The following is a 26948-nucleotide window of genomic DNA, read 5'->3' as shown; positions in this document are numbered from 1 at the left end:
TCCCCCCGCCCGGCGTATCCTCCCCGTGCATGGGGGAGTTGAGCGGGGAGAGCCGCAGACATCGCTTCTACGCGGACTGGAGACTCCGGCTCCGGCGCGAGGACGCGCACGGGGACGTGTGCGGCGCGGGCATCCTGATCACCATGCGCCACGTGCTCACCTGTGCGCACGTCGTCGGCGGCCCGGACGAGAAGATCTGGGTCGAGTTCCTGGAGAGCCCGCTGATCGAAGGGGTCGGGGCCACCGTCGTACCGGGGCCCGGGAGCTGGCATCCGCCGGGACGCGAGGAACACGGGCTCGACGTGGCACTGCTGGTGCTGGAGACCCCGCGGCCGCGCGCCAGGCCCGCCCTGCTCAGCACCGACCTGCACGCCGGTGAGGAGGTGATGAGCACCGGCTACCCCGACTACCACGAGTCCGGGCTGACCCTGAAGGCCCGCCTGGTGGGGCCGCACGCCAACTGGGCCCAGTTGGACTCCGCCAACGACGCCGTCCGGCGCGGCTTCAGCGGCGGCGCCGTCTTCACCGTCCCGCGCGACGACCGGCCCACCCGCGTGGTCGGCATGACCGTCGGGCGGCGCGAGGACGATCCCGCCCTGCCCAACGGCGAGCAGCACTCCCGGTCGTACATGATCCCCATCGGCAAGATCGCCGAACAGGTGCCCCTGGTACGGGAACTGAGCCAGCCCGGCGCCTGGGACCCGGGCTTCCGCAAACGCCTGACCGCCTGGTTCACCGGGCGCTGGCAGCCCGGGGTGAAGATCTGCGCCGTCGCCGAGGGCGGCGGCCGGGACCGGACGCTGCGGCACGAGCTGTACCGGGCGCACGTGCACTACGCCGGAGGGCGCACCGACCGGGGGGAGTTCGCGGAACAGCTCGCGGCCCTGATCGTGCCGGAGAGCGGGCGGCTGGAGGCCCTGCAGCGATGGCTGACGACCGGCGAGGACCCGCCCGCCGTCGCTCGGATGCGGCCGGTGCGCGGCATGACCGTGGCCGTCACCGCCCTCGACCGCGACCGGGACCCCGACGGCCTGATCCAACTGCTCGGCCGGCTGCGCGGACTGGGCTTCCGCCTCCTGCTGACCTTCCGCGAGGGCGGCGGCGAGGCGTGGCACCGGGCCCGCTGCGGGCTGCTGGACGAGGCGCTCGACGACTGCGCCCGGGCCGGGGCGGACCGGCTGGCCGAGCTGGCCGAGCGGCAGCGGCTGACCACCTCCGAGCCCGGCGCCGAGCACGGCCCCGGCGAGCGCACCGCCCGGCGGCACGCCGAGATCCTGCGGCGCATCCGGCGCGAGACGCCGCCGGGGGACCACACGTGCTGCGACCGCAGGATCGCCCGGCTGCTGAAACTGGTCGCGGACCTCCAGCGGGACCTGGACCTGTGGGAGAAGTGGTGGCGATGACGACGACCGTGACGGCCCCCTGCCCGCACCGGCGGGTCACCGGCGCCCCCTGCCCCGGGCGCGTCCTGTTCACCGGCTACTGCGGCACCTGCGGGCGGCACGAAGAGGCGCAGCCGCTGCCGCCGCTCGCCCCGCACCCCGCCGGAAACGGTCCGGCGGGCTTCCTGGAACTGCCCCTCCAGCGGCCCAGCAGCCCGGCCGACCGCAAGAAGGACCCCGGGCTGCCCGCCGTCATGCGGTGCTCGTCGCAGAAGTGCGGCATCCGCTTCTTCCCGCCGTACGTCTCCGGACCCGTGCCACCCAAGGGGCACTGCCCGCGCTGCAACACCCCGTACTTCTACGAGCCCGACGAGTTCGACGAGAACACCCCGCCCCTCGACGGGCAGTACCGCTTCCAGTTCGTCATCGCCCGCGGCGGCCAGGGCTGGGTCTACCTCGCCCACGACCTGCACCTCGACGAGACCGTCGCGATCAAGGGACTGCTCAACCGGTACGAGGAGAACGGCCCCGCCCAGGCCGACAAGGAGCGCCGCAACCTCACCGCCATCCGCCACCAGCGCATCGTGCGCATCCGCAACTTCATCCGCCGCTTCGACCCCGCCGACCCCGCCAAGCTCACCGGGGCGTACATCGTGATGGACGACGTCGGCGACCGCACCCTGGAGGCGATGATCGACGCCACCCGGCGCGGCGAGTTCGTCCTCGACGTCGAGCACGTCATCACGTACGGCGTGCGCATCCTCGACGCCCTGCAGCACCTGCACGACATGGGCTCCGCCTACCTGGACATGAAGCCCTCCAACGTCGTCCACCACGAACGGGACATCAAGGTCATCGACCTCGGCGCGCTGCGCGACCTGGGCGTGCCGCAGAAGGAGATCACCCGCACCGACCGCTACACCTCGCCGGAGATCGACACCACCCTCGTGCCGACCGCCGCGCACGACATCCACACCGTCGGCGTCACCCTCCGGGAACTGGCCGAGTGGGCCGTCGGCGACGACGTGCCGGGCCTCGGCACCGCCTCCTTCGCGGCCATCGTGCGCCGGGCCACCGACCCCGACCCGGACGCCAGGTTCGCCACCGCCAAGGAGATGGAGGACCAACTGCTCGGCGCCCTGCGGGAGATCAGGGCACTGCGCGGCAAACGCGACCAGCCGCGGCCCTCGCCCTGCTTCACCCCGGCCACCCGGCTGCTCGGGGCCCGGCTCGGGTCCGTGCCGCCGCCGGAGCACTGGACCGCCCGGCCCCTGCACGAGCGCGCCCGCGTCGCGCAGGCCCCGCCGCTGGACCTCGGGACGCCGACGCCGGTGGAGATCGCGCGCGGTCTGCCGGTGCCGATACCGCACGAGGACGACCCGCAGAAGGAGTGGTTCTCCACCACGCTGTACGACCCGGCGCGCTACCGCGCCGAGCAGCCCGACCCCGCCGACCCCTCCGGCGAGATCCACCTGCACAACGTGCGCGTACGGGTCGCCGAGGCCACCCCCGCCGCGCTCGCCGACGCGCGCGAGCAGCTCGACCTGGCGGCCGGCATCCCGGGCAGGCGGGCCGGGCTGCGCTGGCGGCTGGAGTGGCACCGCGGGCTCGTGGAGCTGGCCGCCGGGCAGGTGGGCCGGGCCCTGGACCACTTCGCCGAGGTGCACCGGGCACTGCCCGGCGAGTACGCCACCAAGCTCGCCCTCGCGCACTGCGCCGAACTCCTCGGCCCCCACGCGCCGACCTCGCCGCCCACCCCCGCGGAGCCCGCCGCGCCGCTCGCGTACCGGCACTACCAGGCGGTGCACCTGCGCAACCCCTCGCACGGCGGTTCCGCCCTGGGCCTGGCCCGGCTGGCGCTCGCCGAGGGGGACCGGCGGGGGGCGCTGGAGGTGCTGGGCAGGGTGCCGCCGTCGTCCCGGGACTGGCCGGTCGTCCAGATCGCCGTCTGGCGGATCACCGCGGGACGGCTGGCGGGGGACCGGGAGGGGCTGCCCACCCCCGAGCGGTCGGCGGAGGTCCTGGCCGAGATCGAGCACACCGCGCCCGACGCGCTGCCCCGGCTGTCGGACGACGACGTACTGCGGCTGCGCACCGAACTGCTGGAGTGGCGGCTGGACACCCTGCGCGCCTGGAACGACGCGTCCGACGGCCCGTGGTGGAAGCGGATGTCCGCCGAGGAGCGGACCGTCCGCGAACAACTGGAGGGGAACTACCGGATGTTGGCCCAGCAGCGACCGGACCGGGCGGAGTTCGAGCACCTGATCGACCTGTCCCACACCGTCCGGCCGGGGAGCCGGTTCTGATGGCCGCGCCGGCCGGCGGGTTCGCGTCCCCGCGGGGCACCGCCTTCGACCTCGGCGTCCAGGTCTGGCGGGAGCAGAGCCCGCGGGCCAACGTCACCCTGGAGGTGAGCGCCCGGATCACGGTGCGGGAGGACGGCGCCCGGACCGGGAACGCGGCCGGGGCCCGCCACGGCGACCTGGCCGTCGCCGTCGCCGTGGACCTCGACGCCGACCGGGACGCCGCCGCCCGGGAGGCCCTGGCCGAGACCCTGGGCGCCCTGCCGCCGGGCTGCGCCTACGCGCTCATCGGCGCGGACGGCCGCACCGTCTACCCCTTCGACGGGGGGTGGGCCACCGCCTCCGCCGCCTCGCTGCGCGACGCCGGGTTCACCACGGGCACCCGGCAGGTGTACGTCGACCGCAAGGCGTGGGGCCCCGGTACGGGCGGCGCGGGGGTGGCGGGGCTGCTGGCCGCCGCTCGCGCGCAGTTCGACCGGGGCGGGGACCGGGTGCCGCCCGTACGGCATCTGCTGCTGGTCACGGACGGCAGCGGCGGCCTGGGGCACGGACCGGTGCCGGGCCCGGCGGGCGGGGCGGGCAGGGGCGGGCAGGAGGCCGGCCTCGCCGCCGTCGACGCCGAACTCGACCGCTGCGCGGGCCGGTTCACCTGTGACGTGCTCGCCCTCGACGGCCCCTGGGAGCCCGCCGCGCTGCTCGCGGTCGCCGAGCGGCTGCACGGGCGGGCGACACCGGTGGCCGACCGGTTCGCCGCGGCGGCGGAGGAGGCGGTCGCGGCCCGGCACGGCAGCGCCCCCGAACTGCCGCTGGAGATCGTGCTGCGCCACGGCGTGCGCCTGGTCGGCCTCGAGGAGACCTCCCCGGGCAGCCACCCGCTGCCCGCCCGCGAGGTCCAGGGCCGGCCCGGAGTGCTGCGCACCCAGGCGCTCCCGTGGCGGCCCGGCACCTCCACGTACCGGCTGAAGCTGGGCCTGGACGCCACCGGCGACCCGCTGGCCACCGATCTGCAGCTCGCGGCGCTGTCCGTCGGCGACAGCCACGCCCCTGTCGTGGTCCGCTGGGAGACCCGGCCCAGGCCCCGGCCGACCCCGCCCCGGGCGCGGCCCCACGGCGGCCTGGGGGCACGGGAGCCGGAGGCCGCGTCCGCCACGCCGGCGGAAGGGGGCCTCGCCTACGGCGCGGAGGAGAACACGGTCGTGGTCGCCGGCGCCGTCGAGCTGATGCGCAAGGAGCTCAAGCGGGGAAAGATCGCCCTGCACGACCGCAGGCACGAGGAGGCCGAACGCCGACTGGGCGCCGCCGCCCAGCTCGCCCACCAACTGGGCGTCGAGTGGGCGCTGGAGGAGGTCGGCCGGGTCGCCGAGGTCGTGGACGCGCGGCTGGGCGTGGTCCGGGTGCACGAGGCGGTCGACCGGGAGGAGCTGAAGCGGTCCATCCTGCACCGCGAGGGCGGCACGAGCGCGGCGCCGGAGGCGATGGCGGTGGAGCCGACCGCCTTCATCACCTTCGACTGCCACCGCTGCGGCCGGACGGCGGGCGCGACGGCCCAGTACTGCATCGTCTGCGGTACGGCCCTGACGGGAGCCCGACGATGAGCGCGGCGGGGACGGGAGCGGGGACGGGAACCGGAGCGGGCGGAGGACCGGGGCCGGGGCCGGGGACGTCGGGCGTGCCGTCGGCGGCCCGGGGCACGGAAGCAGTCCCGGGCCCCCGCACCGGTGCGGCAGCGCCCCCGCGCACCGGTGCGGCAGCACCCCCGCGCACCGCCGTCCGGAGGCCGGTCGCCCCCGCCGCCGTGAGCACCCTGCGCCTCATCCTGCGCACCTGGTGGCGGCACCGGCGCACCGGCTCCGCCACCCGCCGTCTGCTGGAGCGGCACCTCGCGGTCGCCCTGCTGCTGGGCGTCCTCGGCGCGGCCTCGATGCTGCTCTCGTACGAGAGGGCCGACCAGTCGTCCGCGCAGCTCCGCACCGCCTCCGTGTCCGCCGTACGGCAGCTCGCCGCGATCCGGCTGTCGCTGCTGCGCGCCCACGAGGAGGTGCGGTACACCAAGGAGAAGGGCCTCAGCGGCGTGGTCGGCACCGGTGAGCCGCACCGCACCGCCTTCTCCTCCGCCGACCAGACCCTCACCGAGCTGCGTTCGGTGCAGGTCGACGGCGAGCGGGGCCGCGCCCTGCTGTCCATCGTCAACGGGCTGATGACGGTCTACCGGGAGTCCGTCACCGACGCCGCGGTCCGGTACGAGGGCGCCTCGCCGATGTGGGAGCAGAAGTTCGGCGAGGCGAGTTCCGTCCTGTGGCGTGCCAGGGTCGGCCTGGTCCCCCGGCTCGACGCGCTCCAGCGCGACCAGTTGGACCGGATCAGGACCGGCACCGAACTGGGCCCGCTCCAGATCGCCGGCTGGACCGTCGCCGAAGTCGCCCTGACCGGACTCGCGTTGACGATCCTGTCCGCGTTGCGGGTGCTGCGCCGCCGCTGCGGCCGGCGTTACGACGGCTGGCTGGTCGCCGCCCTGCTGCTCGCCGTGGCGCTGGCCGTGCTGCCGCTCTGGGCGACGGCGGTCACCCAGAACCGGGTGGACGGCTCCCGCGCCGAACTCGCCCGGCACGTCACCCGCGCGGGGGACGACACCCGCCCGGTGGCGGTGCGGCAGCAGGAGCAGGCCCAGCCCGCCCCGGACATGGACCTCGCCTCGGGGCACTGGCGGCCCGAGGTCTTCCCCGCCTTCGTCATGGGCGGAATCCTGGTGTGCGTGCTGCCCGTGGTGGGGTGCGCGCGACGGCTCAACGCCGACTACTGGAGGGCGAGTTCATGATCCCCCACCCGCGCGGGACCCGCGTCCGCCCCCGCTTGCACGCCCGCCTCCGCGTCCGGGCCGCCGCTCTCCTGCTGGGGCTGGGCCTGCTCACGACCGCCGCGTGCACCCTCACCGTCCCCGACGGGGCGTCGGACGAGGAACCCGTCACCGTCCTCGGCCCGTGGACGGAGGGCCAGGAGGCACGCTTCACGAAGCTGCTGGACGGCTTCGGCATCCCGTACACCTACCAGGGCACCGCCGCCCAGCGCGAGGTCCTGCTCGCCCAGGTGCAGGCCGGCACGGCGCCGGACGTGGCGATCATGCCGGGGGTGGGGGAGCTGGCCGACTACGCCAAGCAGAAGCAGCTCAAGCCCCTGAACTGGCTCGCCGACCGGGACCTGGAGAAGTACGACGACCTGTGGCTGTCCCGCGACGGCAACCGGCCCTTCCACTGGGTCCCCGTCAAGGCCGACCTCAAGAGCATCGTCTGGCACCGCGCGGACCGCCGCCCGCCCGCCGGCCCCCCGCCGGCCGCCGCCTGGTGCGTGGGGATGGGCGACGACGGGGCGTCCGGCTGGCCCGGCAGCGACTGGATCGAGGACCTCGTCCTCCAGTCGCAGGGGCCCCGGGTGTACGAGGACTGGGCGACCGGCGACGTGGCGTGGACCGACCCGCGGATCGCCGGGGCCTGGCGGGCGTGGGGCGCGCTGATGGCCAAGGACGCGAAGGCCGCGCGGAAGGCACTGCTCACCGACCACCGGGGCCCCGCCAAGAAGGGCGGCGGGCTGCTGTTCGGCGGCGGCTGCACCCTGGAGCACCAGGGTTCCTTCGCCCCTCTCTTCTACCGGCGGGACCAGGACCCGGCCGCGTTCGTCGACTCCGCGGCGCTGCTGCCCGGCGGCCCCTACCCGCAGCGGGGCCACGAGGTGTCGGCGGACTTCGCGGTGCTGTTCAACGACACCCCCGAGGCCCGTCGGCTGCTGGCCGCCCTGGTGTCGTACGAGGGCCAGAAGCGCTGGACGCAGGACGGCGAGGTGTTCTCCGCCCGTTCCGACATCCTCACCGGGGGAGCGCGGCCGGGGGACGCCGTGAACAGCGGCATCGCCCGGCGGCTCACCGGCCGCCCGCCGGGAGCCGTCGGGGCGGCGTCCCCCCGCTGCCTGGACGCGTCCGACGTGATGTCCCCCGCCGTCCGGGACGCCTTCTACGAGGCGGTGCTCCTCCAGCTCGCCGAGCCCGGCAGCGATCCGATGCCCCGGCTCCGGGGCATCCAGAAGGTGCAGAAGGCCCAGGGCGCGCCCGCCGCGGTCAGGCGGGTGTGCAGCACGCCACACTGAGCCTCTTTGTGACCTCTTTACAAACGCCCCCCGCGCCCAGCAGGGATTTCCTCCGTATCCGGACATGGTTCTGTCCGGCCCCCACAGGGATCGGGCCCGGAGACTGTGCAGAGTCGACGGACCGTTTTCTTGGCGTTCTTCGTAGGGTCGACACATGACCGTTTTGGATACTCCGGGCGCCCCGGGCGAGCCCACCGACTCCCGCGGCCGGGTGGCCGAGCTGCACGCGCTGCGTGAGCAGGCCGTACAGGGCCCGAGCGAGCGGGCCACCCAGGCACAGCACGCCAAGGGCAAGCTGACCGCGCGCGAGCGCATCGAGCTGCTGCTGGACCCGGGCTCCTTCCAGGAGGTCGAGCAGCTCCGCCGGCACCGGGCGACCGGTTTCGGCCTGGAGAACAAGAAGCCCTACACCGACGGCGTCATCACCGGCTGGGGCACGGTCGAGGGCCGCACGGTCTTCGTGTACGCGCACGACTTCCGCATCTTCGGCGGCGCGCTGGGCGAGGCCCACGCCACGAAGATCCACAAGATCATGGACATGGCCATCTCGGCCGGCGCGCCCCTGGTCTCCCTGAACGACGGCGCGGGCGCCCGCATCCAGGAGGGCGTCTCCGCGCTCGCCGGATACGGCGGCATCTTCCAGCGCAACACCCGGGCCTCGGGCGTCATCCCGCAGATCTCCGTGATGCTCGGCCCGTGCGCGGGCGGCGCGGCCTACAGCCCCGCCCTCACGGACTTCGTGTTCATGGTCCGCGAGACCTCGCAGATGTTCATCACCGGTCCGGACGTGGTCCGCGCGGTGACCGGCGAGGAGATCACCCAGAACGGTCTCGGCGGGGCCGACGTCCACGCCGAGACCTCGGGCGTCGCGCACTTCGCGTACGACGACGAGGAGACCTGCATCGCCGAGGTCCGCTACCTGATCTCGCTGCTGCCCTCCAACAACCGCGAGAACCCGCCGACCGTGGTCTCCGAGGACCCGGCCGACCGGCGCGGCGACGTGCTGCTCGACCTGGTCCCGGCCGACGGCAACCGGCCCTACGACATGCGCAAGGTCATCGAGGAGCTCGTCGACGACGGCGACTACCTGGAGATCCACGAGCGCTGGGCCACCAACATCCTGTGCGCCCTGGCCCGGCTCGACGGCCAGGTCGTGGGCATCGTCGCCAACCAGCCCCAGTCCCTGGCCGGGGTCCTGGACATCGAGGCCAGCGAGAAGGCTGCGCGCTTCGTCCAGATGTGCGACGCTTTCAACATCCCCATCGTGACGCTGCTCGACGTGCCCGGCTTCCTGCCGGGCGTCGACCAGGAGCACGGCGGCATCATCCGCCACGGCGCGAAGCTCCTGTACGCGTACTGCAACGCCACGGTGCCCCGGATCTCCCTGATCCTGCGCAAGGCGTACGGCGGCGCGTACATCGTCATGGACTCCCAGTCCATCGGCGCCGACCTCACCTACGCCTGGCCGACGAACGAGATCGCCGTGATGGGCGCCGAGGGCGCCGCCAACGTGATCTTCCGCAAGCAGATCGCGGAGGCCGAGGACCCCGAGGCGATGCGCGCGCGCATGGTCAAGGAGTACAAGGCCGAGCTGATGCACCCGTACTACGCGGCCGAGCGCGGCCTCGTGGACGACGTGATCGACCCGGCCGAGACCCGCCAGGTCCTCATCTCCTCCCTCGCGATGCTGCGCAACAAGCACGCGGACCTGCCGTCGCGCAAGCACGGCAACCCGCCCCAGTGAATTCCCGCACCCGCTGTGCGTACGACGACGAGACGACGGAGACGACACCACACATGACCACCCCCGCCGACACGAAGAACCTCCTGCGCGTCGAGAAGGGCGAGGCCGCCCCCGAGGAACTGGCCGCCATCACCGCGGTCCTCCTGGCCCGCGCCGCCGCCCGCCCCGCCGAGGTCTCGGCCCCCCACCCGCGCAGCTCCTCCGCGGGCTGGCGCCGCCTGGAGCGCACCCCCGGCTTCCGCGCGCCGCACAGCTGGCAGGGCTGAGCCCTCCCGCCCCGAAGGCCCGGCCCCCGTTCTCGCGGGGCCGGGCCTTCGCCGTGCGCGGACGGCCGGCCCCCGGCCCGCCGCCCCTCCCGAAGACGCCGAAGGGCCCGTGCCCCCCGGACAGGCCGAGAAGGGGGCACGGGCCCGAACCCGTGTGGCACGGGAGCGCTTAGCGCAGCCGCGCCATCAGCGCGTGCTCGACCAGGGTGATCAGGGCGCTCTTGGCGTCCGCGCGGTGCCGGGCGTCGGTGGTGATGATCGGGGTGTCGGGCCCGATCTGGAGCGCCTCGCGGACCTCCTCCGGGTTGTACGGCTGGTGGCCGTCGAAGCCGTTGAGGGCGATGACGAACGGCAGGCCGCTGTTCTCGAAGTAGTCGACCGCCGGGAAGCAGTCGGCCAGGCGCCGGGTGTCGACCAGCACGACGGCGCCGATCGCGCCGCGCACCAGGTCGTCCCACATGAACCAGAAGCGGTCCTGGCCCGGCGTACCGAAGAGGTACAGGATCAGGTCCTGGTCCAGGGTGATGCGCCCGAAGTCCATGGCGACCGTCGTGGTCGTCTTGTCACCGGTGTGGGTGAGGTCGTCGATCCCCGCGGAGGCGGAGGTCATGACGGCCTCGGTGCGCAGCGGGTTGATCTCCGACACGGCTCCGACGAACGTCGTCTTGCCGACGCCGAAGCCGCCCGCCACCACGATCTTCGCGGAGGTTGTGGAGCGGGCTGCTCCGCTGCTAGAGCTTGCGAAGTCCACTGAGCACCCTTTCGAGCAGTGTCACATCTGGCTGACCGCCCGCGGCTTCGTCGCCGCCGGGCTGGTGAATGGCGACGAGTCCGGCCTCTGCCAGGTCGGCGACGAGGATCCGGGCTACGCCGAGGGGGATGGAGAGGAGTGCCGAGATCTCGGCGACCGACTTGATCTCACGGCACAGCTGGCAGATCCGCTGGTGCTCGGGCAACTGCCCGTGCAGCCTGCTGGGATCCGCCGTGGTGTGCACCAGCGCCTCGATGGCGAGCTGGTAGCGGGGCCTGGTACGGCCGCCCGTCATGGCGTACGGACGCACCAGGGGGTTGTGACCGCCGCTTCCGGAGGACCCGGAATAACCCGAGGAACCCGGGGAAGGGACGGACGGGGACCCCGCGCGGCCCGGCTGCTGGCGGGCCGACGCCGGCGGGATGCCGGAGGGCTGCCCGTGGCGCGGGGGCTGCGGGGGCTGCTGCTGGTAGGGGCGCTGCTCGTAGGACTGCTGGTACCCGGCGGACGGCTCGCCCTGCGGACGACCCGCGGAGTGCTGTCCGCCCCGCGGGGAACGGCTGGGCGCAGAGGGGAAGTTGAACCGGTTCTGCGAGGGGTCGCTTTGACCACCCTGGCCCTGACCCGGGCCGCGGCCATAAGGCCAGTCGGCCGACGAACCGTTTGGGGGCGTTGCCACGTTCTCCTCCTCCGACTGCACTGCGGGCACCATCACCTGTGGAGCCACATCCCCGAACCCTAAAGCCCGGGGATGCCACTGCGCACGGGGTGTCTGCCAGTTGAACAGACTTCGTCAAGAACCCTCAGCGGAGGAACACGCCCTCCGCCGGGGGATTCAGTTCAGCAGACTCCCCTGGAGCTCGGCCCGCAGATCCGGGGTCAGCACCGTGCCGGCCCGGTCCACCAGCAGTGCCATCTCGTACCCCACGAGGCCGATGTCGGCGTCGGGGTGCGCGAGGACGGCGAGGGAGGAACCGTCGGAGATGGACATGATGAAAAGGAATCCTCGCTCCATCTCCACCACGGTCTGGTTGACGGCGCCGCCCTCGAAGATCCGAGAGGCGCCCGCCGTCAGCGACGTCAGACCGGAGGCCACGGCCGCCAGTTGATCGGCGCGGTCACGGGGGAATCCTTCGGACATCGCCAGCAGGAGTCCGTCGGCGGAGACCACCACCGTGTGGGAAACACCGGGGGTGTTGTCCACGAAGTTGGTGATCAACCAGTTCAGATTCTGCGCCGCCTGGCTCATCGGGCTCACACTAACGCTCCTGGTTGTAGGTACTACCCGGTCCACTGTGCTGATCGTAAGTGGCCGCTTGGTTCTGGTCGGTCCCCGCGCTGCGCCCCCGCTGGACGCCCCGGCGCAGGTTGCTCAGCCTGCCCCGCACGTCCTCGGGTGCGCGAGAGACCTGGGGGCCGCTCGACGGGCTCTGCTCCGCGGTTCCCTCGACCAGGTTGGCCTTGGGCACCCGCTTGGGGAGGCCGGAGGGAGTGATCCCGCCCGCCTTGGGGTCCTTGAGCTTCTCGGCCCGCTGCCAGCGCTCGTCGTTCGACGTGCGCCAGTTGCTGTCGGCCGGGGGCTCCTGCCGCGCCGGGGCGGACCGCTGCGGCTGCTCGGGAACCGAAGTCACCGAACTCACCGGCGGCTGCTGCGGCTTGCGGGTCGGCAGGGCCGCCTGCGGCCGCTGCTCCTCCCGGGGGGAGGACTGCTGCCCGTCGCGGCCCGACTTGCTGTGCCGGCTGAGCATGCTCTCCTGGCCGGGCTGGCTGCCGCGGCGCGGAAGACCCGCGTCCGTCAGTGCGTGACCTTCGCGCGGTGCGTCCGGAGCAGTGCCCGGACCCTCGAAGCCTACGGGTTCGTCGGCCGCCGGGGGAGCCTCCTGCGAAGACTGTCCGGAAGATGCGGTTCCGGATTCCGTTGCGGCCGGGTGCGCGGGGTCGTAGCCGGACGGCAGTCCGTTCGGGTCCTGCCAGGATGTCTGCTGCGGCTGCTCCCCGTACCCCTGGTACCCGGGTTCCGCATAGCCCTGCTGCTGCGGGGCCTGCTGGGCCGGGAAGGGCTCCGTGGAGCCGAAGGAGTCGCGCGGGCCGAAGCCGTCGAACCCGCCGGGGGCGGGCTGCTCCTGGTAGCCGTTCGGGTCGTAGGCCTGCTGCTCTCCGTAGGCGGGCTGCTGGAAGCCCTGCTGCTGCGGGTCGTAGGCGTTCGGGTCGTACCCCTGCGGGGCCGGCTGCTGGTTCTCGTAACCCTGGGGGGCCGTCTGCTGGTTCTCGTAGCCCTGCTCGTACGAGGTCTGCTGCGGCTCCTGGACCTCGTCGCGGAAGAGCGGGCGGTCGTCGCCCTGCGCGGCACGGCCCTCCAGGGCCGCCCGGCGCTCCTCGCGGAGCAGCGAGCGGTTCACCGGATCGAGCGGCGTGCGCTCGCCCGGCCGGCCGTGTCCCGCCTCGTAGCGCGAGTCGTCGAAGCCGAGCTCGGCGGCGGTGCGCAGCGGGGCGGCCTCGAACGAGGGCTGCTCCGGCGTCTGCTGCTCCGCCATGATCGAGGAGACGGTGAAGTCGCCCTGCGGCTGGTTCTCGCCACCGCCACCGTGGGTGATCGCGTCCGGGAGCATGACCAGCGAGGTCGTGCCCGCCTGCTCGCCCGAGGGGCGGAGCTGGACCCGGATGCCGTGCCGGTCGGCGAGGCGGCCGACCACGAACAGGCCCATGCGCTGCGAGACGGCGGCGTCCACCGTCGGCGGGTTGGCCAGCTTGTGGTTGATGTCCGCGAAGTCCTCGGGGGTGAGCCCGATGCCCTTGTCGTGGATCTCGACCATCACCCGGCCGTCGGGCAGCCGGGTGGCGTTGACGCGGACCTTGGTCTGGGGGGAGGAGAAGGTGGTGGCGTTCTCCAGGAGCTCCGCCAGCAGGTGCACGAGGTCGGTCACGGCCTGGCCGTGGATCTCCGACTCCGGCACGCCGGTCAGCTCGATGCGCTCGTAGCTCTCCACCTCGGAGGAGGCGGCGCGCAGGACGTCGACGAGCGGCACCGGCTGGTTCCAGCGGCGGCCCGGCTCCTCGCCCGCGAGGACCAGGAGGTTCTCGCCGTTGCGGCGCATGCGGGTGGCCAGGTGGTCCAGCCGGAAGAGGCTTTCGAGCTGGTCCGGGTCGGCCTCGTTGTTCTCCAGGTCGGTGATGAGGGTCAGCTGGCCCTCGATCAGGGACTGGTTGCGGCGCGAGAGGTTGGTGAAGATCGCGTTGACGTTGCCCCGGAGCATGGCCTGCTCGGCGGCGAGGCGCACCGCCTCGCGGTGCACCTGGTCGAAGGCGCGGGCGACTTCGCCGATCTCGTCGTGCGAGGTGATCGGGATCGGCTGCACCCGGGTGTCCACGCGGCCGGGCTCCGTACGGGAGAGCTGGTCGACCAGCATCGGCAGCCGCTGCTCGGCGATGCCGAAGGCGGCGGTGCGCAGGCGCTTCATCGAGCGGCTCATCTGGCGGGCGACCGCACCGGCCAGCACGAAGGCGGCGAGCACGGCGACGACCACGATGGCGCCGTTGATGAGGGCGTCGTTGCGGGAGTCGGCGGAGATCTGCGCGGCGTCCGTCACGGCCTTGGTGACGAGCTCGTTCTCGATCTCGGTGTAGCCGTCGAACTTGGCGGTCGCCGCGGCCTGCCAGGTCAGCGGGACGATGCCCTTGGCGGCGAGCGTGCTCTGCTTCTGGCCCTTGCAGATCTCGGCGGCCATCCCGTCGAAGACCGAGCCGTTCCTGGCCGGCGGCGTGGGAAGGGGCTTGCCCTGGGCCTTGGCCGCCGCCTGCGCCTCGGCGAGCTTCCGGCCGCCCTCCTCGGCCTTGCCCTTCATCACGTCGCTGAGCCGGTCCACGTCCTGCTGGGTGCCGCCGGAGACGTACTCGCCGAGCGCGATGGTCTCCAGGTAGTTGTACGAGCAGAACGCCTTGACCTGGCCCTCGAAGATCGCGTCCTCGCCGTTGGGCCGGATCAGCAGGTGCAGGCCGATGGAGCGCTGCAGGGATTCCGCGGCCTTCGCCAGCTCGACGGCGTACACGGTGCGGCCGTAGGAGGTGATGTTGCCGGAACCCAGGCTCAGTTCGTTCGACACCTCCATCAGGAAGTGCTGGACGTCGCGGTAGCCCTCCTCGGTGGCGACCGGGTTCTTGCTCTCGACGCCCGCGGTGTACGCGGTCCCGCGCAGGGCGGGCAGCTTCGGCTCGGCCTGCCGGATGCGGTTGAGGCGGTTCTTCAGGCCCTGGTTGTCGGGGGCGCCCGCGACGGCGGCGTCGAACTTCTTCTTCGCGTCGTCGGTCGCCTTCCTGGCGTCCCCGACGGCCGGCGCGGTGCGCCTGCCGGTGAGCAGCGGCTGCGCCGTGAGGTCGCGTTCGTTGAGCAGCGCGTGCCCGTACTCGGCGGCGGCGCGCACGATGAGTGCGGTCTTCTCCGCGTCCTGCGCGTCGCGCCAGGCCTTGACGGAGCCGTTGACCTGGAAGCCGCCCATGACGAGGGCGACCAGGACGGGTATGAGGAGAATGGCGTTCAGCCGGGTGGCCACGCGCCAGTTGCGCGGAGACATCCGGCTGGAACTGCCGCCCGCTGCGTCGCCCGCCGGGGGCGCCTCGGCGGCAGGCGGCGCCGCAGTGCGCGACGGCGGGGTGAAGTTGCCCCGTGTCTGCTGCTCTGCGGAGCTCTTCTTGCTTCGCCTCACTCGACCAACAACCTCTCGGCGTCGGCACCTGTGCTGTGCCGTGTTTCGTTCGGGGCCGTACTGCTGTGCTTCTGTGCACTCACGCTCGGAGCCCACGTACTTACTCAGGAGTTTCGCCGAATTCCAGCACGGCCGACGGTTCTGGACCAAACAGCCGGAAGAAGTCCTTCCTAGTGGCCCATCCCTCAGATAAAACGGGCATAAAGAACGAGCCCCGCCAAAAGGCGGGGCCCGTGTGAGCACAGCGGCACCGGATGAACGCGCCGGGTTGCCGCGCTCGGCGAATTCTCCTTCGAAACGTTATGAACTCCACCGCGGAGCCGGGGCGGAGAGTGTCGTACGACACAGCCCGCCCCTGTGGGACTACGACAACTTCCGTATCCCCGCCCCTACTTGCGGATGGCGTACGACCTACTTCAACCGGGCCATCAACGCGTGCTCGACCAGCGTGATCAGGCCGCTCTTGGCGTCCGCGCGGTGCCGGGCGTCGGTGGTGATGATCGGGGTGTCCGGCCCGATCTGGAGCGCCTCGCGCACCTCCTCCGGCGTGTACGGCTGGTGGCCGTCGAAGCCGTTGAGGGCGATGACGAACGGCAGGCCGCTGTTCTCGAAGTAGTCGACCGCCGGGAAGCAGTCGGCCAGGCGCCGGGTGTCCACGAGCACGACCGCCCCGATCGCGCCGCGCACCAGGTCGTCCCACATGAACCAGAAGCGGTCCTGACCAGGCGTGCCGAAGAGGTACAGGATCAGGTCCTGGTCCAGCGTGATGCGGCCGAAGTCCATCGCCACCGTGGTGGTCGTCTTGCCCCCGGTGTGGGTCAGGTCGTCGATCCCCGCCGAGGCGGAGGTCATGACGGCCTCCGTGCGCAGCGGGTTGATCTCCGAGACGGCGCCCACGAACGTGGTCTTGCCGACGCCGAAGCCGCCCGCCACGACGATCTTGGCGGAGGTGGTGGAACGGGCCGCGCCCGTCGCGCCGTCAGAGCTTGCGAAGTCCACTGAGCACCCTTTCCAGCAGCGTCACGGCCGGCGTTCCGTCGGCCTCCGCGCCCTCGCCCGGCTGGTGGATGGCCACCATCCCGGCCTCGGCCAGGTCGGCGACCAGGATGCGCGCGACACCCAGCGGCATCGCGAGCAGCGCCGAGACCTCGGCCACCGACTTGACCTCGCGGCACAGGTGGCAGATCCGCTGGTGCTCGGGGAGCAGCGTGGACAGGTGAGCCGGGTCGGCCGTGGTGGAGACCAGCGCCTCGATGGCGAGCTGGTAGCGCGGCCTGGTCCGGCCACCGGTCATCGCGTAGGGACGCACCAGCGGCTGATCGCCCTCGTGCGCGTCGTACGGCGCGTCGAGATGCGCGCCGCCGTACGGATCGTGAGAGGCGGGGGGCGGGGTCATGGGTCCTCCGGGCATGACAGCAAGGGGTCGGCGTGCCGTCTGACGGGGCCGGTGGGGGAATCGGACTTCGGCCGGACGGTTGTGGGGCTGGGTGGTGCGAACTACCTGAGGGGCGTGGGGTCGTACGAGCCGGCGTGCCGCCTAGTGAAGCAGGCTGCCCTGCAGTTCCGCGCGGAGGTCCGGGGTGAGGACCGTGCCCGCCCGGTCGACCAGCAGTGCCATCTCGTATCCGACCAGACCGATGTCGGCGTCGGGGTGCGCGAGCACCGCCAGCGACGAGCCGTCCGAGATCGACATGAGGAAGAGGAAGCCGCGCTCCATCTCCACCACGGTCTGGCTGACCGGGCCGCCCTCGAAGATCCGGGACGCGCCCGCCGTCAGCGAGGTGAGCCCGGAGGCCACCGCCGCCAACTGGTCGGCACGGTCACGGGGGAAACCTTCGGACATCGCCAGAAGGAGTCCGTCGGCGGAGACCACCACCGTGTGGGACACCCCAGGGGTGTTGTCCACGAAATTGGTGATCAACCAGTTCAGATTCTGCGCCGCCTGGCTCATCGGACTCAACTAACGCTCCTGCTGGTGAGTGGGGTCAACGGTGCGGAACGTGCCAGTGGTGCCGTTGCTTCCGGCCTGGCGGCCCTGCTGAATGCCCCGACGAAGATTGGTCAGCCGGCCGCGTACGTCATCGGGCGCACGGGAGACCTGCGGACCTGTCTGGTGGTTCTGTTCCTGCGCCGTGCCCGGGACCAGGTTGGCCTTCGGGACGCGACGCGGAAGTCCTGAGGTGGTGACGCCGCCCGCGGCGGGCTTGCGCACCCGCTCGGCCTGCCGGACGAGTTCGTCGTTCGGCGAGGGCCGCCAGGCGGCCTCGGCGGACTCGCGCTCGGCGGCGGGGGCCGCCGGCCGGGCGGACACGGAGGCGGCCGCGGCGGGCTGGGGGGCGCCGCCCTGGTCCTGGTGGAACCAGTTCGACTCCAGCGTGTCGAAGAGCGGCGTACGGCCGTCCCCGGGACCCGCGGCCGGCGGCAGCGACTCCTGCTGCCGCACCTGCGGGACCTGCTGGGTCTCGTCGGGCTGCTGGTTCTGCGGGACCTGCGGGTACATGTCCTGCGCACCCTGGCCCGGCAGGCTCGCCACCGGACGCGGCGGCCGGAAGGCGGCGTCGTCCTGGCCGCCGCGCGGACGCGGAGCACCGGACGCCGGGGCCGGCGCCGGACGGTCGTAGGAACCGTTCCGGTGCGCGCCGGTGTCGTACGGGTCCGGCCGCTGCTGCTGCTCGCGCCCGTCGGGGCGCTCGAACTGCCCGGTGGCGGCCGCGAAGTCCGACGGCGCGAACTGGCCCGTGGAACCCGGCTCCGGGAAGGCGCCGTCCCGGCGCCCGGCCTGCGGGAACTGGCCGGTCGAACCGGGGCCCTGCGGCCCGCGCACGTCCGGGCGCTCGAACGGACCGGGGGAGTCCTGGCGTACGTCGGGACGCTCGAACTGCTCCCGGGCCGGGGGCGTGTCCTGGCGGCCCGGGAAAGCGGGCTGCGGGAACTGGCCGGTGGCGGCCGGGTCCGGGAAACCGCCGTGCTGGGCCTGCGGGAACTGGCCCGTGCTCGCGGGGTCCTGGAAGCCGGCCTGCGGGAACTGCCCGGTGGCCGCGGGGTCCTGCGGCCCGCGGGCCTGCGGGAACTGGCCCGTGCCCGCGGGGTCCTGGAAGCCGGCCTGGGGGAACTGCCCGGTGGCCGCGGGGTCCTGGAAGTCCGGCTGCGGGAACTGTCCCGTGGCCGCGGGGTCCTGGCGTACGTCGGGGCGCTCGAACCGGCCGGCGGACGCCGGGTCCTGCCGGACGTCCGGGCGCTCGAACTGGCCCGTCGCGGAACCGGGCGGCGGCCCGTTGAAGTCGGGACGGTCGAACTCGGCCGTGGCGCCGGGGCCCTGACGGTCCTCGGTCTCCTCGTGGCCGCGCGGCTGGTCGGCCGGGTTCGGCCGGGCGCCCCAACTGGTGGGCCGGCCGCCCTGCGGAGCCGCCGGGCCGCCGGGCAGCTCGGCACGCGGGCCGCCCGCCCGGGGCAGACCGCGGTCCGGCTCGGGGGCGTGCGCCTGGCGCACGTCCTCACGGCCGCCGCGACCGCCGCCGAAGGCGCCGGCGAGACCGCCGCGCTTGGGCGGACCGGCCGGGGGCGCACCGGTGAGGCCGGCGCCCGGAGTGCGTCCCGGCAGCGCCGTCCGCGGGCCCGAACCGGCCGGGACCTGACGCCGCGAGGGCTCGGCGCCCAGCATGCCGCCGCCCTGCGGGGCGCCGGGACGGCCACCGGGGCCGCCGCCCGCACCGGGGCCGCCGGGCAGACCCGGACGCTGGCCCTCGCCCGCGGGCATCTGCGGCGCGCCGCCGGGCGCGCCGGGCCCACCGGGCTTGCCGGGGAGCTTGCGGCCGCCCTGGGCCACGTCCACGGGCAGCATGACCAGCGCCGTCGTGCCGCCGGAGTCCGACGGGCGGAGCTGGATGCGGATGCCGTGCCGCAGGGACAGGCGGCCGACCACGAACAGGCCCATGCGGCGGGACACCGAGACGTCCACGGTCGGGGGCGCGGCGAGCCGCTCGTTGATCGCGGAGAGGTCCTCGGGGGACAGGCCGATGCCGGTGTCGTGGATCTCGACGAGCACCCGGCCGTCGGGCAGCGCGTGACCGGTCACCCGCACCTTGGTCTGCGGCGAGGAGAACGAGGTGGCGTTCTCCAGCAGCTCGGCGAGCAGGTGCACGAGGTCGTTGACGACCCGGCCGGCGACCTCGGTCGAGGGCACCGACGCCAGTTCGATGCGCTCGTACTGCTCCACCTCGGAGGCGGCGGCACGGAGCACGTCGACCAGCGGCACCGGACGCGTCCAGCGGCGGCCCGGCTCCTCACCGGCGAGGACGAGGAGGTTCTCGCCGTTGCGGCGCATACGGGTGGCGAGGTGGTCGAGCTTGAAGAGCGAGGAGAGCTGGTCCGGGTCGGCCTCGCGGGCCTCCAGCTCGGAGATGAGCGAGAGCTGACGCTGGATGAGGCCCTGCGAGCGACGCGAGAGGTTGGTGAACATCGCGTTGACGTTGCCTCGCAGCAGGGCCTGCTCGGCGGCCAGTCGCACCGCCTCGCGGTGCACGTCGTCGAACGCGGTGGCCACCCGGCCGATCTCGTCCTTGCTGTGCACGCCGACGGACTCCACGGAGGTGTCCACGTCCTGCGGGTCCGACTCCGAGAGCGCCTTGACGAGCTCCGGCAGCCGTTCCTGGGCGACCCGGGTCGCGGTGTCCTGCAGGCGGCGCAGCGAGCGGATCATCGAGCGGGCCATGATGAACGCGCCGACGAGCGAGACGCCGAGCACGAGCAGGATGACCGCACCGGAGATGTACGTGGAGCGCTCGGAGTCCGCCTTCAGCTCGCGGGCCTTCTGCTCCATCTGGGTGAGCAGCGTGGCCTCGATGCGCTTCATCGCGTCGATCTCGTTGCTCGCCTGGTCCTCCCAGTCCTTGTAGGACCGGACCTTGAGCTGCTTGATGCCGCCCTCGGTGTTGAGGACCTTCTCCGCGTAGTCGTCGGCGCGCTTTGAGTCCGGGTTGTTGTTGGTCAGGACGCTCAGCAGCGGGATGGCGGACTGCGGGCCGTAGATGGTGGTGAAGGTGCCCAGCGAGGTCTTCTCGTTGGACCGGGCGGTCTGGCCGAACAGCCGGTCGCTCTCGGTGAGGTTGACCTTCTGCTTCGGGTCGTCCGGGTTCGCCGGCAGCGCGGCGGCGATGATCGCGCGCTGCACCGAGGCGAACTCCTTGGCGTTCGAGAACGCCGCCAGCGCACGGGTGCGCTTGATCATCTCCGGGCTGGAGGTCGCCTGCGCCATGTCCTGGGAGAGGCTCAGCAGCGAGGTGATCAGACCGCTGTACGCGCTGACCGTCTGCGAGTGGCCCGCTTCGCCGCGGTCCTGGAAGGCGGTGTCGCGGATCTGCGTCAGGGTCTGCAGCCGCATGCTGATGTCGCGGAGGCTGTCACGGATACTCGTGAGCGCCTCGTCGCCCTCTTCCCCGACCTCGACGCCCCGGGTGCCGGCGATGAACGCTTCCTTGAAGCGGTCGCTCTTGTCCTGCTCCGCCTTGACCGTCGGGTCGTCCTGCCGGGTGCCGTTGGCCAGCGGGCCGGCGGTCTTGTCGCGCTCGTTCTGCAGCGCCGCCGCGAGGTCGGTGGCCTTGCGGGTCATGTCGGTCAGCAGCTGCATGTGCTCGAGCTGCTGCACATCGCTCAGCGACTCGTTGATGCGCAGTGCGCCGAGCGCGGTCGCCGCGACCACGGGGAGGGCCAGCAGCGACACCAGTCGGGTGCTGATGCTCCAGTTGCGCAGGGATATTCGGGTGCCCTCGGTGATGGGCTTGGGGGCCTTGGGCTTCTTCTCCTTGGCCTCGCCGGGCGCCTTCGAGGGCTCCGGCGAACCGCCGCCGAAGGCTCCGGCGCCTCCGCCGAAGGCGCCACCGGGTCCACCGGGACCGCCCTGGCCGGGCCGGCCGGGGCCGCCGCCGGGCTGCGCCGGGCCGTCGCCCTGGGGGTTCCGGGCGTGCGGGGGCTGGGGCGACGAGCCCGGGGCGGCCTGGCCGCGCGGCTCCTGCTCGGCCGGGGTGTCCCCACGGCCCTGGCGGGCCTGGGGAGACCCCATGCCATCCCTCTTGAAACGTCCCTGCACTAGCGTCGCAACCTCTGGACCAGGCGTGCCACCGCAGAGCGGCGGAACGGTGTCGAGTCGTGGGGTACCGGATCATCCCCATTGGGTGGTCGTGAGTGACCGCGGTCCGGGGAATTCCAGCACAGTGCCGGATCTCCAACAAGGCCCGAGCGACCCGACGGACCTGGGGTGACGCTTTGTGCCTGGTGTGTCACCAGTCGTAGACTCACTTCCCCTACGTAAGGGACATTTGCGTACGAGTCGCTTACGGGTGGGGGGTGCCCCAGTCGGGACGATCAGGAGCGGAATCAATCCTTCAGATAGGTAATGTCCGTTTCTGACCACAAGATCAACAGTCCGAATTGCGGGAATTGCCCCCAAGTTCGTGAGCAAACTCACACGAAGATCCCGGCACATTCCCGGCTTTGGCTGGGAAGCGGATGTTTAGCCTGACGCTTTACAGGGATTGCGAATCCGACCACCGGCGCCGTCCGGCGCCCTCATCGACAAGGCGCGAGCACTCTCATGCAGAACTCCACGACAACGAAGCAGAGCGCGAAGAAGACGGCTTCCGCGATCCGCAATCTGGCCAACCCGCGCCGCACCACCCTCGCCCACCTGGACAAGCAGACCGGCACCCCCCGGCCCGCCGCCCTCCCGGAGTACGCGCAGGAGCTGCCCGCCGCCACCGCCAACACCCGCCGCACCGTCCTCATGGTCGCCCCGGAGATCCAGCACCTCCCCGAGGCCGCCCCCGCCGCCTGACCGGCCCCCTCGCCGACCCCTCCCCGCAAGGACGGGCGGAGCCGACCTCACCTCCCGCGTTAGCCTGGAGCGTCAGACTTCGGCCAGCTCAGGTAAGGGGCGCAGGCATCCCGTGCGCATCGCCAGATTCTCCATCGACGGCAATGTCGCCTTCGGCGCGGTCGAGGGCGAGGGAACACCCGAGTCGGGTGACCTCGTCCTCGACATCATCAAGGGCATTCCGTACGCCGACTTCGAGCTCTCCGGCGTCAAAGTCCCCCTGAGCAAGGTGCGGCTGCTGCCCCCCGTGCTCCCCAGCAAGGTCGTGGCCATCGGCCGCAACTACGCGGAGCACGCGGCGGAGCTCGGCAACGAGGTCCCGGAGATCCCGGTCGCCTTCTTCAAGCCGTCCACCTCGGTCATCGGCCCGGGCGACTCGATCGCCTACCCCTCCTTCTCCTCCGAACTGCACCACGAGGCGGAACTCGCCGTGGTCATCGGCCGCATGTGCCGCGAGGTCCCCCCGGAGCGCGTCAAGGACGTGGTCTTCGGCTACACCGCGGCCAACGACGTCACCGCCCGGGACGTCCAGCAGCGCGAGAAGCAGTGGGCCCGCGCCAAGGGCTTCGACACCTCCTGCCCCCTGGGCCCGTGGGTCGAGACCGACCTGGACCCCGCCGACCTCACGATCCAGTGCACGGTCAACGGACAGCAGCGCCAGCTCGGCCGCACCAGCGACATGGTCCGCTCGGTCGCCGACCTGGTGGCGCACGTCTCCGAGGCGATGACCCTCCTGCCCGGGGACGTCATCCTCACCGGCACCCCCGCGGGTGTCGGACCCCTGAACGTCGGCGACGAGGTCGCCGTCACCATCGAAGGCATCGGCACTCTCACCAACAAGGTGATCAAGCGTGGCTAACACCCCCTCGTCCCCCGTCCGCGTCCGGTTCTGCCCCTCCCCGACGGGCAACCCGCACGTGGGCCTCGTCCGTACCGCCCTCTTCAACTGGGCGTACGCCCGCCACACCGGCGGCACCATGGTCTTCCGCATCGAGGACACCGACGCCGCGCGCGACTCCGAGGAGAGCTACCAGCAGCTCCTCGACTCGATGCGCTGGCTCGGCCTCGACTGGGACGAGGGCCCGGAGGTCGGCGGCCCGCACGCGCCGTACCGCCAGTCCCAGCGCATGGACCTCTACAAGGACGTCGCCGAGAAGCTCCTGAGCGGTGGGTTCGCCTACCACTGCTACTGCACCACCGAGGAGCTGGACGCCCGCCGCGACGCCGCCCGCGCCGCCGGCAAGCCGTCCGGCTACGACGGCCACTGCCGCGCGCTGACCGACGAGCAGGCCGCCGCGTACGAGACCGAGGGCCGCCCGGCCATCGTCCGCTTCCGGATGCCCGACGAGGCGATCACCTTCACGGACCTGGTCCGCGGCGAGATCACCGTCCAGCCCGAGAACGTCCCGGACTACGGCATCGTCCGCGCCAACGGCGCCCCGCTCTACACCCTCGTCAACCCGGTCGACGACGCGCTGATGGAGATCACCCACGTCCTGCGCGGCGAGGACCTGCTCTCCTCCACCCCCCGCCAGATCGCCCTCTACCGGGCCCTGATCGAGCTGGGCGTCGCCAAGGAGATCCCCCTCTTCGGCCACCTCCCCTACGTCATGGGCGAGGGCAACAAGAAGCTCTCCAAGCGCGACCCGCAGGCGTCCCTCAACGTCTACCGCGAGCGCGGCTTCCTCCCGGAGGGCCTGCTCAACTACCTCTCCCTCCTCGGCTGGTCCTTCTCCGCCGACCAGGACATCTTCACGGTCCCCGAGCTGATCGAGAAGTTCGACGTCGCCGACGTCAACGCCAACCCGGCCCGCTTCGACCTGAAGAAGGCCGAGTCGATCAACGCCGACCACATCCGGCTGCTCGACCCCAAGGCCTTCGCCGAGGCCTGCGAGCCGTGGCTGACGGCCCCGCACGCCAACTGGGCCCCCGAGGACTTCGACCGCGCCGCCTGGGAGGCCATCGCGCCGCACGCCCAGACCCGGGTGACGGTCCTCTCCGACATCACGGCCAACGTCGACTTCCTCTTCCGGAAGGAGCCGGTGGAGGACGAGGCGTCCTGGGCCAAGGCCATGAAGGGCGAGCCCGCCGCCCTCCTGACCACGGCCCGCGCGCACCTCGAAGCCGCCGACTGGTCGGACCCCGAGTCCCTCAAGAACGCGGTCCTCACCGCGGGCGAGGCCCACGGTCTCAAGCTCGGCAAGGCCCAGGCCCCGGTCCGGGTCGCCGTCACCGGCCGCACGGTCGGCCTGCCCCTCTTCGAGTCCCTCGAGATCCTGGGCAAGGACAGGACCCTGGCCCGCATTGACGCCGCGCTGGCCAAGCTCGCCGGATAAGCGTCCTGCGCGCGCCCGGGAAGGGGCGGCGGCCGGTTGTCCCCGGCCGCCGCCCCTTCCCGCGTCCCGGGACGCACGTCTGCGCCCTACGTCTGCGCCCTACGCCGGCCGCCGCCGCGCGCCTAGCCTGGCCCGTATGCCGATCCGAGCCGTCCTGTGGGACATCGACGACACCCTCTTCGACTACACCTCCGCCGACCTCGCCGGGATGCGCGCCCAGTTCGCCGCCGAGGGGCTGCCCGCCGGGTACGGGAGCGCCGAGCAGGCCCTGGACCGCTGGCGGGAGCTGATGAAGCTGCACTGGGAGCGGTTCGCCGCGGGGGAGTGCACCTTCGAGGAACAGCGCAGGGCCCGGGTGGAGGGCTTCCTGGGCGGCCCGCTGAGCGACCGGGAGGCCGATGACTGGTTCAACCGCCACCGCGTGCACTACGAGCAGGCCTGGGCCCTGTTCCCCGACGCCGTGCCGGTCCTGGACGCCCTCGGCGACGGCTACCGGCACGCGGTGCTCTCGAACTCCAGCCTGACCGTCCAGGAGCGGAAGCTGAAGGCCCTGGGCCTGTGGGACCGCTTCGAGACCGTGCTGTGCGCCGCCGAGCTCGGGGTCTCCAAGCCCGCCCCGGAGGCCTTCCACGCCGCCTGTGACGCGCTCGGGCTGCCGCCCGGAGACGTGGCGTACATCGGGGACGAGCCGGACATCGACGCCCGCGGAGCCGTCGCCGCCGGCCTGACCGGCATCTGGCTGGACCGCACGGGCGCGGGCGGACGGCCCGAGCTGGTGAGCGTCACGGGGCTCGATCAGCTCCCTGACCTGCTGGCGGGCAATACCCGTTTTGGAGCCCCGGGAACCTTCGGGTAATGTTCTTTCTGCGCCGCCCGAGCGGGCCGAGAGGCCCGGCCGGACAGCGCAAACCGAACAAAGACCCCCACTCGGGGGTTGAGTTTTGGTGGGCTATGGTGTAATTGGCAACACTACGGTTTCTGGTACCGTCATTCTAGGTTCGAGTCCTGGTAGCCCAGCTTGCGAGAGCTGTTGAAGTTCGTAGATCAAGACGCAGCTCTGCTAGGGCCCCCGTTGTGTAGCGGCCTAGCACGCCGCCCTCTCAAGGCGGTAGCGCCGGTTCGAATCCGGTCGGGGGTACAGATCCTTTCTTTCCGACACCTTCAGGTCGCTCCTGGATGTATCGACGCGAGGATCGCTAGGGCCCCCGTTGTGTAGCGGCCTAGCACGCCGCCCTCTCAAGGCGGTAGCGCCGGTTCGAATCCGGTCGGGGGTACTGGTTGCACACCAATTCAAAATGGTCTCAACCACCATGGGCTATGGTGTAATTGGCAACACTACGGTTTCTGGTACCGTCATTCTAGGTTCGAGTCCTGGTAGCCCAGCGCAGATCACAACTGCACATAAAGCAAGCCCCCGTTGTGTAGCGGCCTAGCACGCCGCCCTCTCAAGGCGGTAGCGCCGGTTCGAATCCGGTCGGGGGTACGCACCGAAAAGGTCCCGCATCAATGATGCGGGACCTTTTCGCATGTCCGGGCCTGCCGTGGAATTCCCTGGCTCGCCTGCCCGGCGCCGGTCGGGTTCCACGGCGGGCCCGGCACGGCCGATGCCCCGAACTCCGGTGCGGTGCGCGGGAGTTCGGGGCCTCGGGTGAAGTGGCGTACGGAAACGGGCGGTTGCGGGGGAGTGGAGGTCAACTGCCCGAGCGGCGCAGGGACTCCGAGAGGCGGGCCGCCGCGTCGATGACCGCCTGGGCGTGCATCCGGCCCGGGTGGCGGGTCAGGCGCTCGATCGGCCCGGAGACCGACACGGCCGCCACCACGCGGTTGGAGGGTCCGCGCACCGGCGCGGAGACCGAGGCCACGCCCGGCTCGCGCTCGCCGATCGACTGGGCCCAGCCCCGGCGGCGTACCCCGGACAGGGCCGTGGCCGTGAAGCGGGCGCCCTGGAGACCCCGGTGCAGGCGCTCCGGCTCCTCCCAGGCCATCAGGATCTGCGCGGAGGAGCCGGCCTTCATGGTGAGCGTGGAACCCACCGGGACGGTGTCCCGCAGTCCGGACAGCCGTTCCGCCGCGGCGACGCAGATGCGCATGTCGCCCTGGCGGCGGTAGAGCTGCGCGCTCTCGCCCGTCACATCGCGCAGGTGGGTCAGCACCGGTCCCGCGGTGGCCAGGAGGCGGTCCTCGCCGGCCGCGGCGGCCAGTTCGGAGAGCCGGGGGCCGAGAATGAAACGGCCCTGCATGTCCCGGGCCACCAGTCGGTGGTGCTCCAGTGCCACGGCGAGCCGGTGTGCCGTGGGTCGTGCGAGTCCGGTGGCCGCGACCAACCCGGCGAGGGTGGCCGGACCGGACTCCAGGGCGCTCAGCACGAGCGCCGCCTTGTCGAGAACGCCGACGCCGCTAGAGTTGTCCATGCGTCGATACTCGCGTCTCACTCTGTGAAACGCAAGTTCAATTTTCCAACGAA

Annotated in this window: 20 protein-coding genes and 5 tRNA genes; 16 read left to right on the top strand and 9 right to left on the bottom strand. The window is 72.4% G+C overall.

Features of this window, described 5'->3' with window-relative positions:
* Nucleotides 1–29 precede the first annotated feature (29 nt).
* From ACZ56L_RS28540 to ACZ56L_RS28510, 7 genes are all read left to right on the top strand, one after another.
* A complete protein-coding gene (locus ACZ56L_RS28540; RefSeq protein ID WP_468691621.1) occupies nucleotides 30–1403 on the top strand; it encodes a S1 family peptidase in 1374 nt (457 codons plus the stop codon).
* On the top strand, nucleotides 1400–3688 hold the full coding sequence (locus ACZ56L_RS28535) for a tetratricopeptide repeat protein (RefSeq protein WP_345228200.1): 2289 nt from the start codon (nucleotides 1400–1402) through the stop codon (nucleotides 3686–3688). Before ACZ56L_RS28540 ends, ACZ56L_RS28535 begins: the two co-directional genes overlap by 4 nt.
* On the top strand, nucleotides 3688–5280 hold the full coding sequence (locus ACZ56L_RS28530; protein WP_471067196.1) for a vWA domain-containing protein: 1593 nt from the start codon (nucleotides 3688–3690) through the stop codon (nucleotides 5278–5280). The genes ACZ56L_RS28535 and ACZ56L_RS28530 overlap by 1 nt, the downstream gene beginning before the upstream one ends.
* A 200-nt stretch (nucleotides 5281–5480) precedes the next feature.
* Nucleotides 5481–6500, top strand: coding sequence for a hypothetical protein (locus ACZ56L_RS28525; RefSeq protein WP_471067194.1), 1020 nt, complete (start codon nucleotides 5481–5483; stop codon nucleotides 6498–6500).
* Complete coding sequence (locus ACZ56L_RS28520) at nucleotides 6497–7819, top strand: extracellular solute-binding protein (RefSeq protein WP_471067192.1); 1323 nt, start codon at nucleotides 6497–6499, stop codon at nucleotides 7817–7819. Before ACZ56L_RS28525 ends, ACZ56L_RS28520 begins: the two co-directional genes overlap by 4 nt.
* Nucleotides 7820–7973: 154 nt before the next feature.
* Nucleotides 7974–9563 (top strand): acyl-CoA carboxylase subunit beta, encoded by a 1590-nt coding sequence (locus ACZ56L_RS28515; protein WP_401762162.1) that lies wholly within the window; start codon nucleotides 7974–7976, stop codon nucleotides 9561–9563.
* A 53-nt stretch (nucleotides 9564–9616) separates the two neighbouring features.
* A complete protein-coding gene (locus tag ACZ56L_RS28510) occupies nucleotides 9617–9829 on the top strand; it encodes an acyl-CoA carboxylase subunit epsilon (protein ID WP_345228188.1) in 213 nt (70 codons plus the stop codon).
* A 169-nt stretch (nucleotides 9830–9998) separates the two neighbouring features.
* Here ACZ56L_RS28510 and ACZ56L_RS28505 read toward each other — a convergent pair whose 3' ends face one another.
* The 8 genes from ACZ56L_RS28505 to ACZ56L_RS28470 form a co-directional block, all read right to left on the bottom strand.
* The gene (locus ACZ56L_RS28505; protein ID WP_185034326.1) at nucleotides 9999–10580 is read right to left on the bottom strand and encodes a GTP-binding protein; all 582 of its coding nucleotides are present in this window, start codon (nucleotides 10578–10580) and stop codon (nucleotides 9999–10001) included.
* Nucleotides 10561–11259 carry a DUF742 domain-containing protein gene (locus ACZ56L_RS28500; RefSeq protein ID WP_471067189.1) on the bottom strand — a complete coding sequence of 233 codons (699 nt, stop codon included), beginning with the start codon at nucleotides 11257–11259 and terminating at the stop codon, nucleotides 10561–10563. The genes ACZ56L_RS28505 and ACZ56L_RS28500 overlap by 20 nt, the downstream gene beginning before the upstream one ends.
* Nucleotides 11260–11415: 156 nt before the next feature.
* Nucleotides 11416–11829, bottom strand: a complete 414-nt coding sequence (locus ACZ56L_RS28495; RefSeq protein WP_030980891.1) for a roadblock/LC7 domain-containing protein — start codon at nucleotides 11827–11829, stop codon at nucleotides 11416–11418.
* 10 nt (nucleotides 11830–11839) lie between these two features.
* Nucleotides 11840–15280 carry a nitrate- and nitrite sensing domain-containing protein gene (locus tag ACZ56L_RS28490; protein ID WP_471067187.1) on the bottom strand — a complete coding sequence of 1147 codons (3441 nt, stop codon included), beginning with the start codon at nucleotides 15278–15280 and terminating at the stop codon, nucleotides 11840–11842.
* 411 nt (nucleotides 15281–15691) lie between these two features.
* Nucleotides 15692–16279: a GTP-binding protein gene (locus tag ACZ56L_RS28485; RefSeq protein ID WP_189825795.1), complete on the bottom strand. Its 588-nt coding sequence runs from the start codon at nucleotides 16277–16279 to the stop codon at nucleotides 15692–15694.
* Entirely contained in the window at nucleotides 16260–16676 is a 417-nt protein-coding gene (locus ACZ56L_RS28480) for a DUF742 domain-containing protein (RefSeq protein ID WP_345228181.1), read from the bottom strand. The genes ACZ56L_RS28485 and ACZ56L_RS28480 overlap by 20 nt, the downstream gene beginning before the upstream one ends.
* Nucleotides 16677–16817: 141 nt before the next feature.
* The gene (locus ACZ56L_RS28475) at nucleotides 16818–17231 is read right to left on the bottom strand and encodes a roadblock/LC7 domain-containing protein (protein WP_189825947.1); all 414 of its coding nucleotides are present in this window, start codon (nucleotides 17229–17231) and stop codon (nucleotides 16818–16820) included.
* A gap of 9 nt (nucleotides 17232–17240) precedes the next feature.
* Nucleotides 17241–21338: a sensor histidine kinase gene (locus ACZ56L_RS28470; protein ID WP_471067185.1), complete on the bottom strand. Its 4098-nt coding sequence runs from the start codon at nucleotides 21336–21338 to the stop codon at nucleotides 17241–17243.
* Between the two features lie 531 nt (nucleotides 21339–21869).
* On the opposite strand from ACZ56L_RS28470, the gene ACZ56L_RS28465 reads away from it, so the two are divergent.
* The 9 genes from ACZ56L_RS28465 to ACZ56L_RS28425 all read left to right on the top strand — a co-directional run bounded on the left by ACZ56L_RS28465 (nucleotide 21870) and on the right by ACZ56L_RS28425 (nucleotide 25967).
* A complete protein-coding gene (locus ACZ56L_RS28465; RefSeq protein WP_345228176.1) occupies nucleotides 21870–22109 on the top strand; it encodes a hypothetical protein in 240 nt (79 codons plus the stop codon).
* 112 nt (nucleotides 22110–22221) lie between these two features.
* Complete coding sequence (locus ACZ56L_RS28460) at nucleotides 22222–23007, top strand: fumarylacetoacetate hydrolase family protein (RefSeq protein ID WP_345228174.1); 786 nt, start codon at nucleotides 22222–22224, stop codon at nucleotides 23005–23007.
* Nucleotides 23000–24484, top strand: a complete 1485-nt coding sequence (gltX, locus tag ACZ56L_RS28455) for a glutamate--tRNA ligase (RefSeq protein ID WP_471067182.1) — start codon at nucleotides 23000–23002, stop codon at nucleotides 24482–24484. The genes ACZ56L_RS28460 and gltX overlap by 8 nt, the downstream gene beginning before the upstream one ends.
* A gap of 136 nt (nucleotides 24485–24620) precedes the next feature.
* A complete protein-coding gene (locus tag ACZ56L_RS28450; protein ID WP_471067180.1) occupies nucleotides 24621–25340 on the top strand; it encodes an HAD family hydrolase in 720 nt (239 codons plus the stop codon).
* A gap of 89 nt (nucleotides 25341–25429) precedes the next feature.
* A tRNA-Gln gene (locus ACZ56L_RS28445) sits at nucleotides 25430–25501 on the top strand.
* Nucleotides 25502–25549: 48 nt separating this feature from the next.
* Nucleotides 25550–25622: transfer RNA gene (locus ACZ56L_RS28440), tRNA-Glu, on the top strand.
* A 63-nt stretch (nucleotides 25623–25685) separates the two neighbouring features.
* Nucleotides 25686–25758: transfer RNA gene (locus ACZ56L_RS28435), tRNA-Glu, on the top strand.
* Nucleotides 25759–25795: 37 nt separating this feature from the next.
* A tRNA-Gln gene (locus ACZ56L_RS28430) sits at nucleotides 25796–25867 on the top strand.
* A gap of 27 nt (nucleotides 25868–25894) precedes the next feature.
* A tRNA-Glu gene (locus tag ACZ56L_RS28425) sits at nucleotides 25895–25967 on the top strand.
* Between the two features lie 208 nt (nucleotides 25968–26175).
* On the opposite strand, the gene ndgR is transcribed toward ACZ56L_RS28425, so the two are convergent.
* Nucleotides 26176–26895, bottom strand: a complete 720-nt coding sequence (gene ndgR, locus ACZ56L_RS28420) for an IclR family transcriptional regulator NdgR (protein WP_189825801.1) — start codon at nucleotides 26893–26895, stop codon at nucleotides 26176–26178.
* Nucleotides 26896–26948: the final 53 nt, after the last annotated feature.

Source organism: Streptomyces sp. NPDC039736 (assembly GCF_055596485.1).
Note: the sequence above shows the minus strand (reverse complement) of the source record. Positions and strands in the feature narration are given on the sequence as shown.

What these genes read in the sequence shown, in the direction of transcription:
- ACZ56L_RS28495 (WP_030980891.1), bottom strand. Translation starts at nt 11,829, where the DNA reads ATGAGCCAGGCGGCGCAGAATCTGAACTGGTTGATCACCAACTTCGTG.
- ACZ56L_RS28520 (WP_471067192.1), top strand. Translation starts at nt 6,497, where the DNA reads ATGATCCCCCACCCGCGCGGGACCCGCGTCCGCCCCCGCTTGCACGCC.
- ACZ56L_RS28515 (WP_401762162.1), top strand. Translation starts at nt 7,974, where the DNA reads ATGACCGTTTTGGATACTCCGGGCGCCCCGGGCGAGCCCACCGACTCC.
- ACZ56L_RS28540 (WP_468691621.1), top strand. Translation starts at nt 30, where the DNA reads ATGGGGGAGTTGAGCGGGGAGAGCCGCAGACATCGCTTCTACGCGGAC.
- ACZ56L_RS28475 (WP_189825947.1), bottom strand. Translation starts at nt 17,231, where the DNA reads ATGAGCCAGGCGGCGCAGAATCTGAACTGGTTGATCACCAATTTCGTG.
- ACZ56L_RS28480 (WP_345228181.1), bottom strand. Translation starts at nt 16,676, where the DNA reads ATGACCCCGCCCCCCGCCTCTCACGATCCGTACGGCGGCGCGCATCTC.
- ACZ56L_RS28530 (WP_471067196.1), top strand. Translation starts at nt 3,688, where the DNA reads ATGGCCGCGCCGGCCGGCGGGTTCGCGTCCCCGCGGGGCACCGCCTTC.
- ACZ56L_RS28465 (WP_345228176.1), top strand. Translation starts at nt 21,870, where the DNA reads ATGCAGAACTCCACGACAACGAAGCAGAGCGCGAAGAAGACGGCTTCC.
- ACZ56L_RS28470 (WP_471067185.1), bottom strand. Translation starts at nt 21,338, where the DNA reads ATGGGGTCTCCCCAGGCCCGCCAGGGCCGTGGGGACACCCCGGCCGAG.
- ACZ56L_RS28510 (WP_345228188.1), top strand. Translation starts at nt 9,617, where the DNA reads ATGACCACCCCCGCCGACACGAAGAACCTCCTGCGCGTCGAGAAGGGC.
- ACZ56L_RS28535 (WP_345228200.1), top strand. Translation starts at nt 1,400, where the DNA reads ATGACGACGACCGTGACGGCCCCCTGCCCGCACCGGCGGGTCACCGGC.
- ndgR (WP_189825801.1), bottom strand. Translation starts at nt 26,895, where the DNA reads ATGGACAACTCTAGCGGCGTCGGCGTTCTCGACAAGGCGGCGCTCGTG.
- ACZ56L_RS28450 (WP_471067180.1), top strand. Translation starts at nt 24,621, where the DNA reads ATGCCGATCCGAGCCGTCCTGTGGGACATCGACGACACCCTCTTCGAC.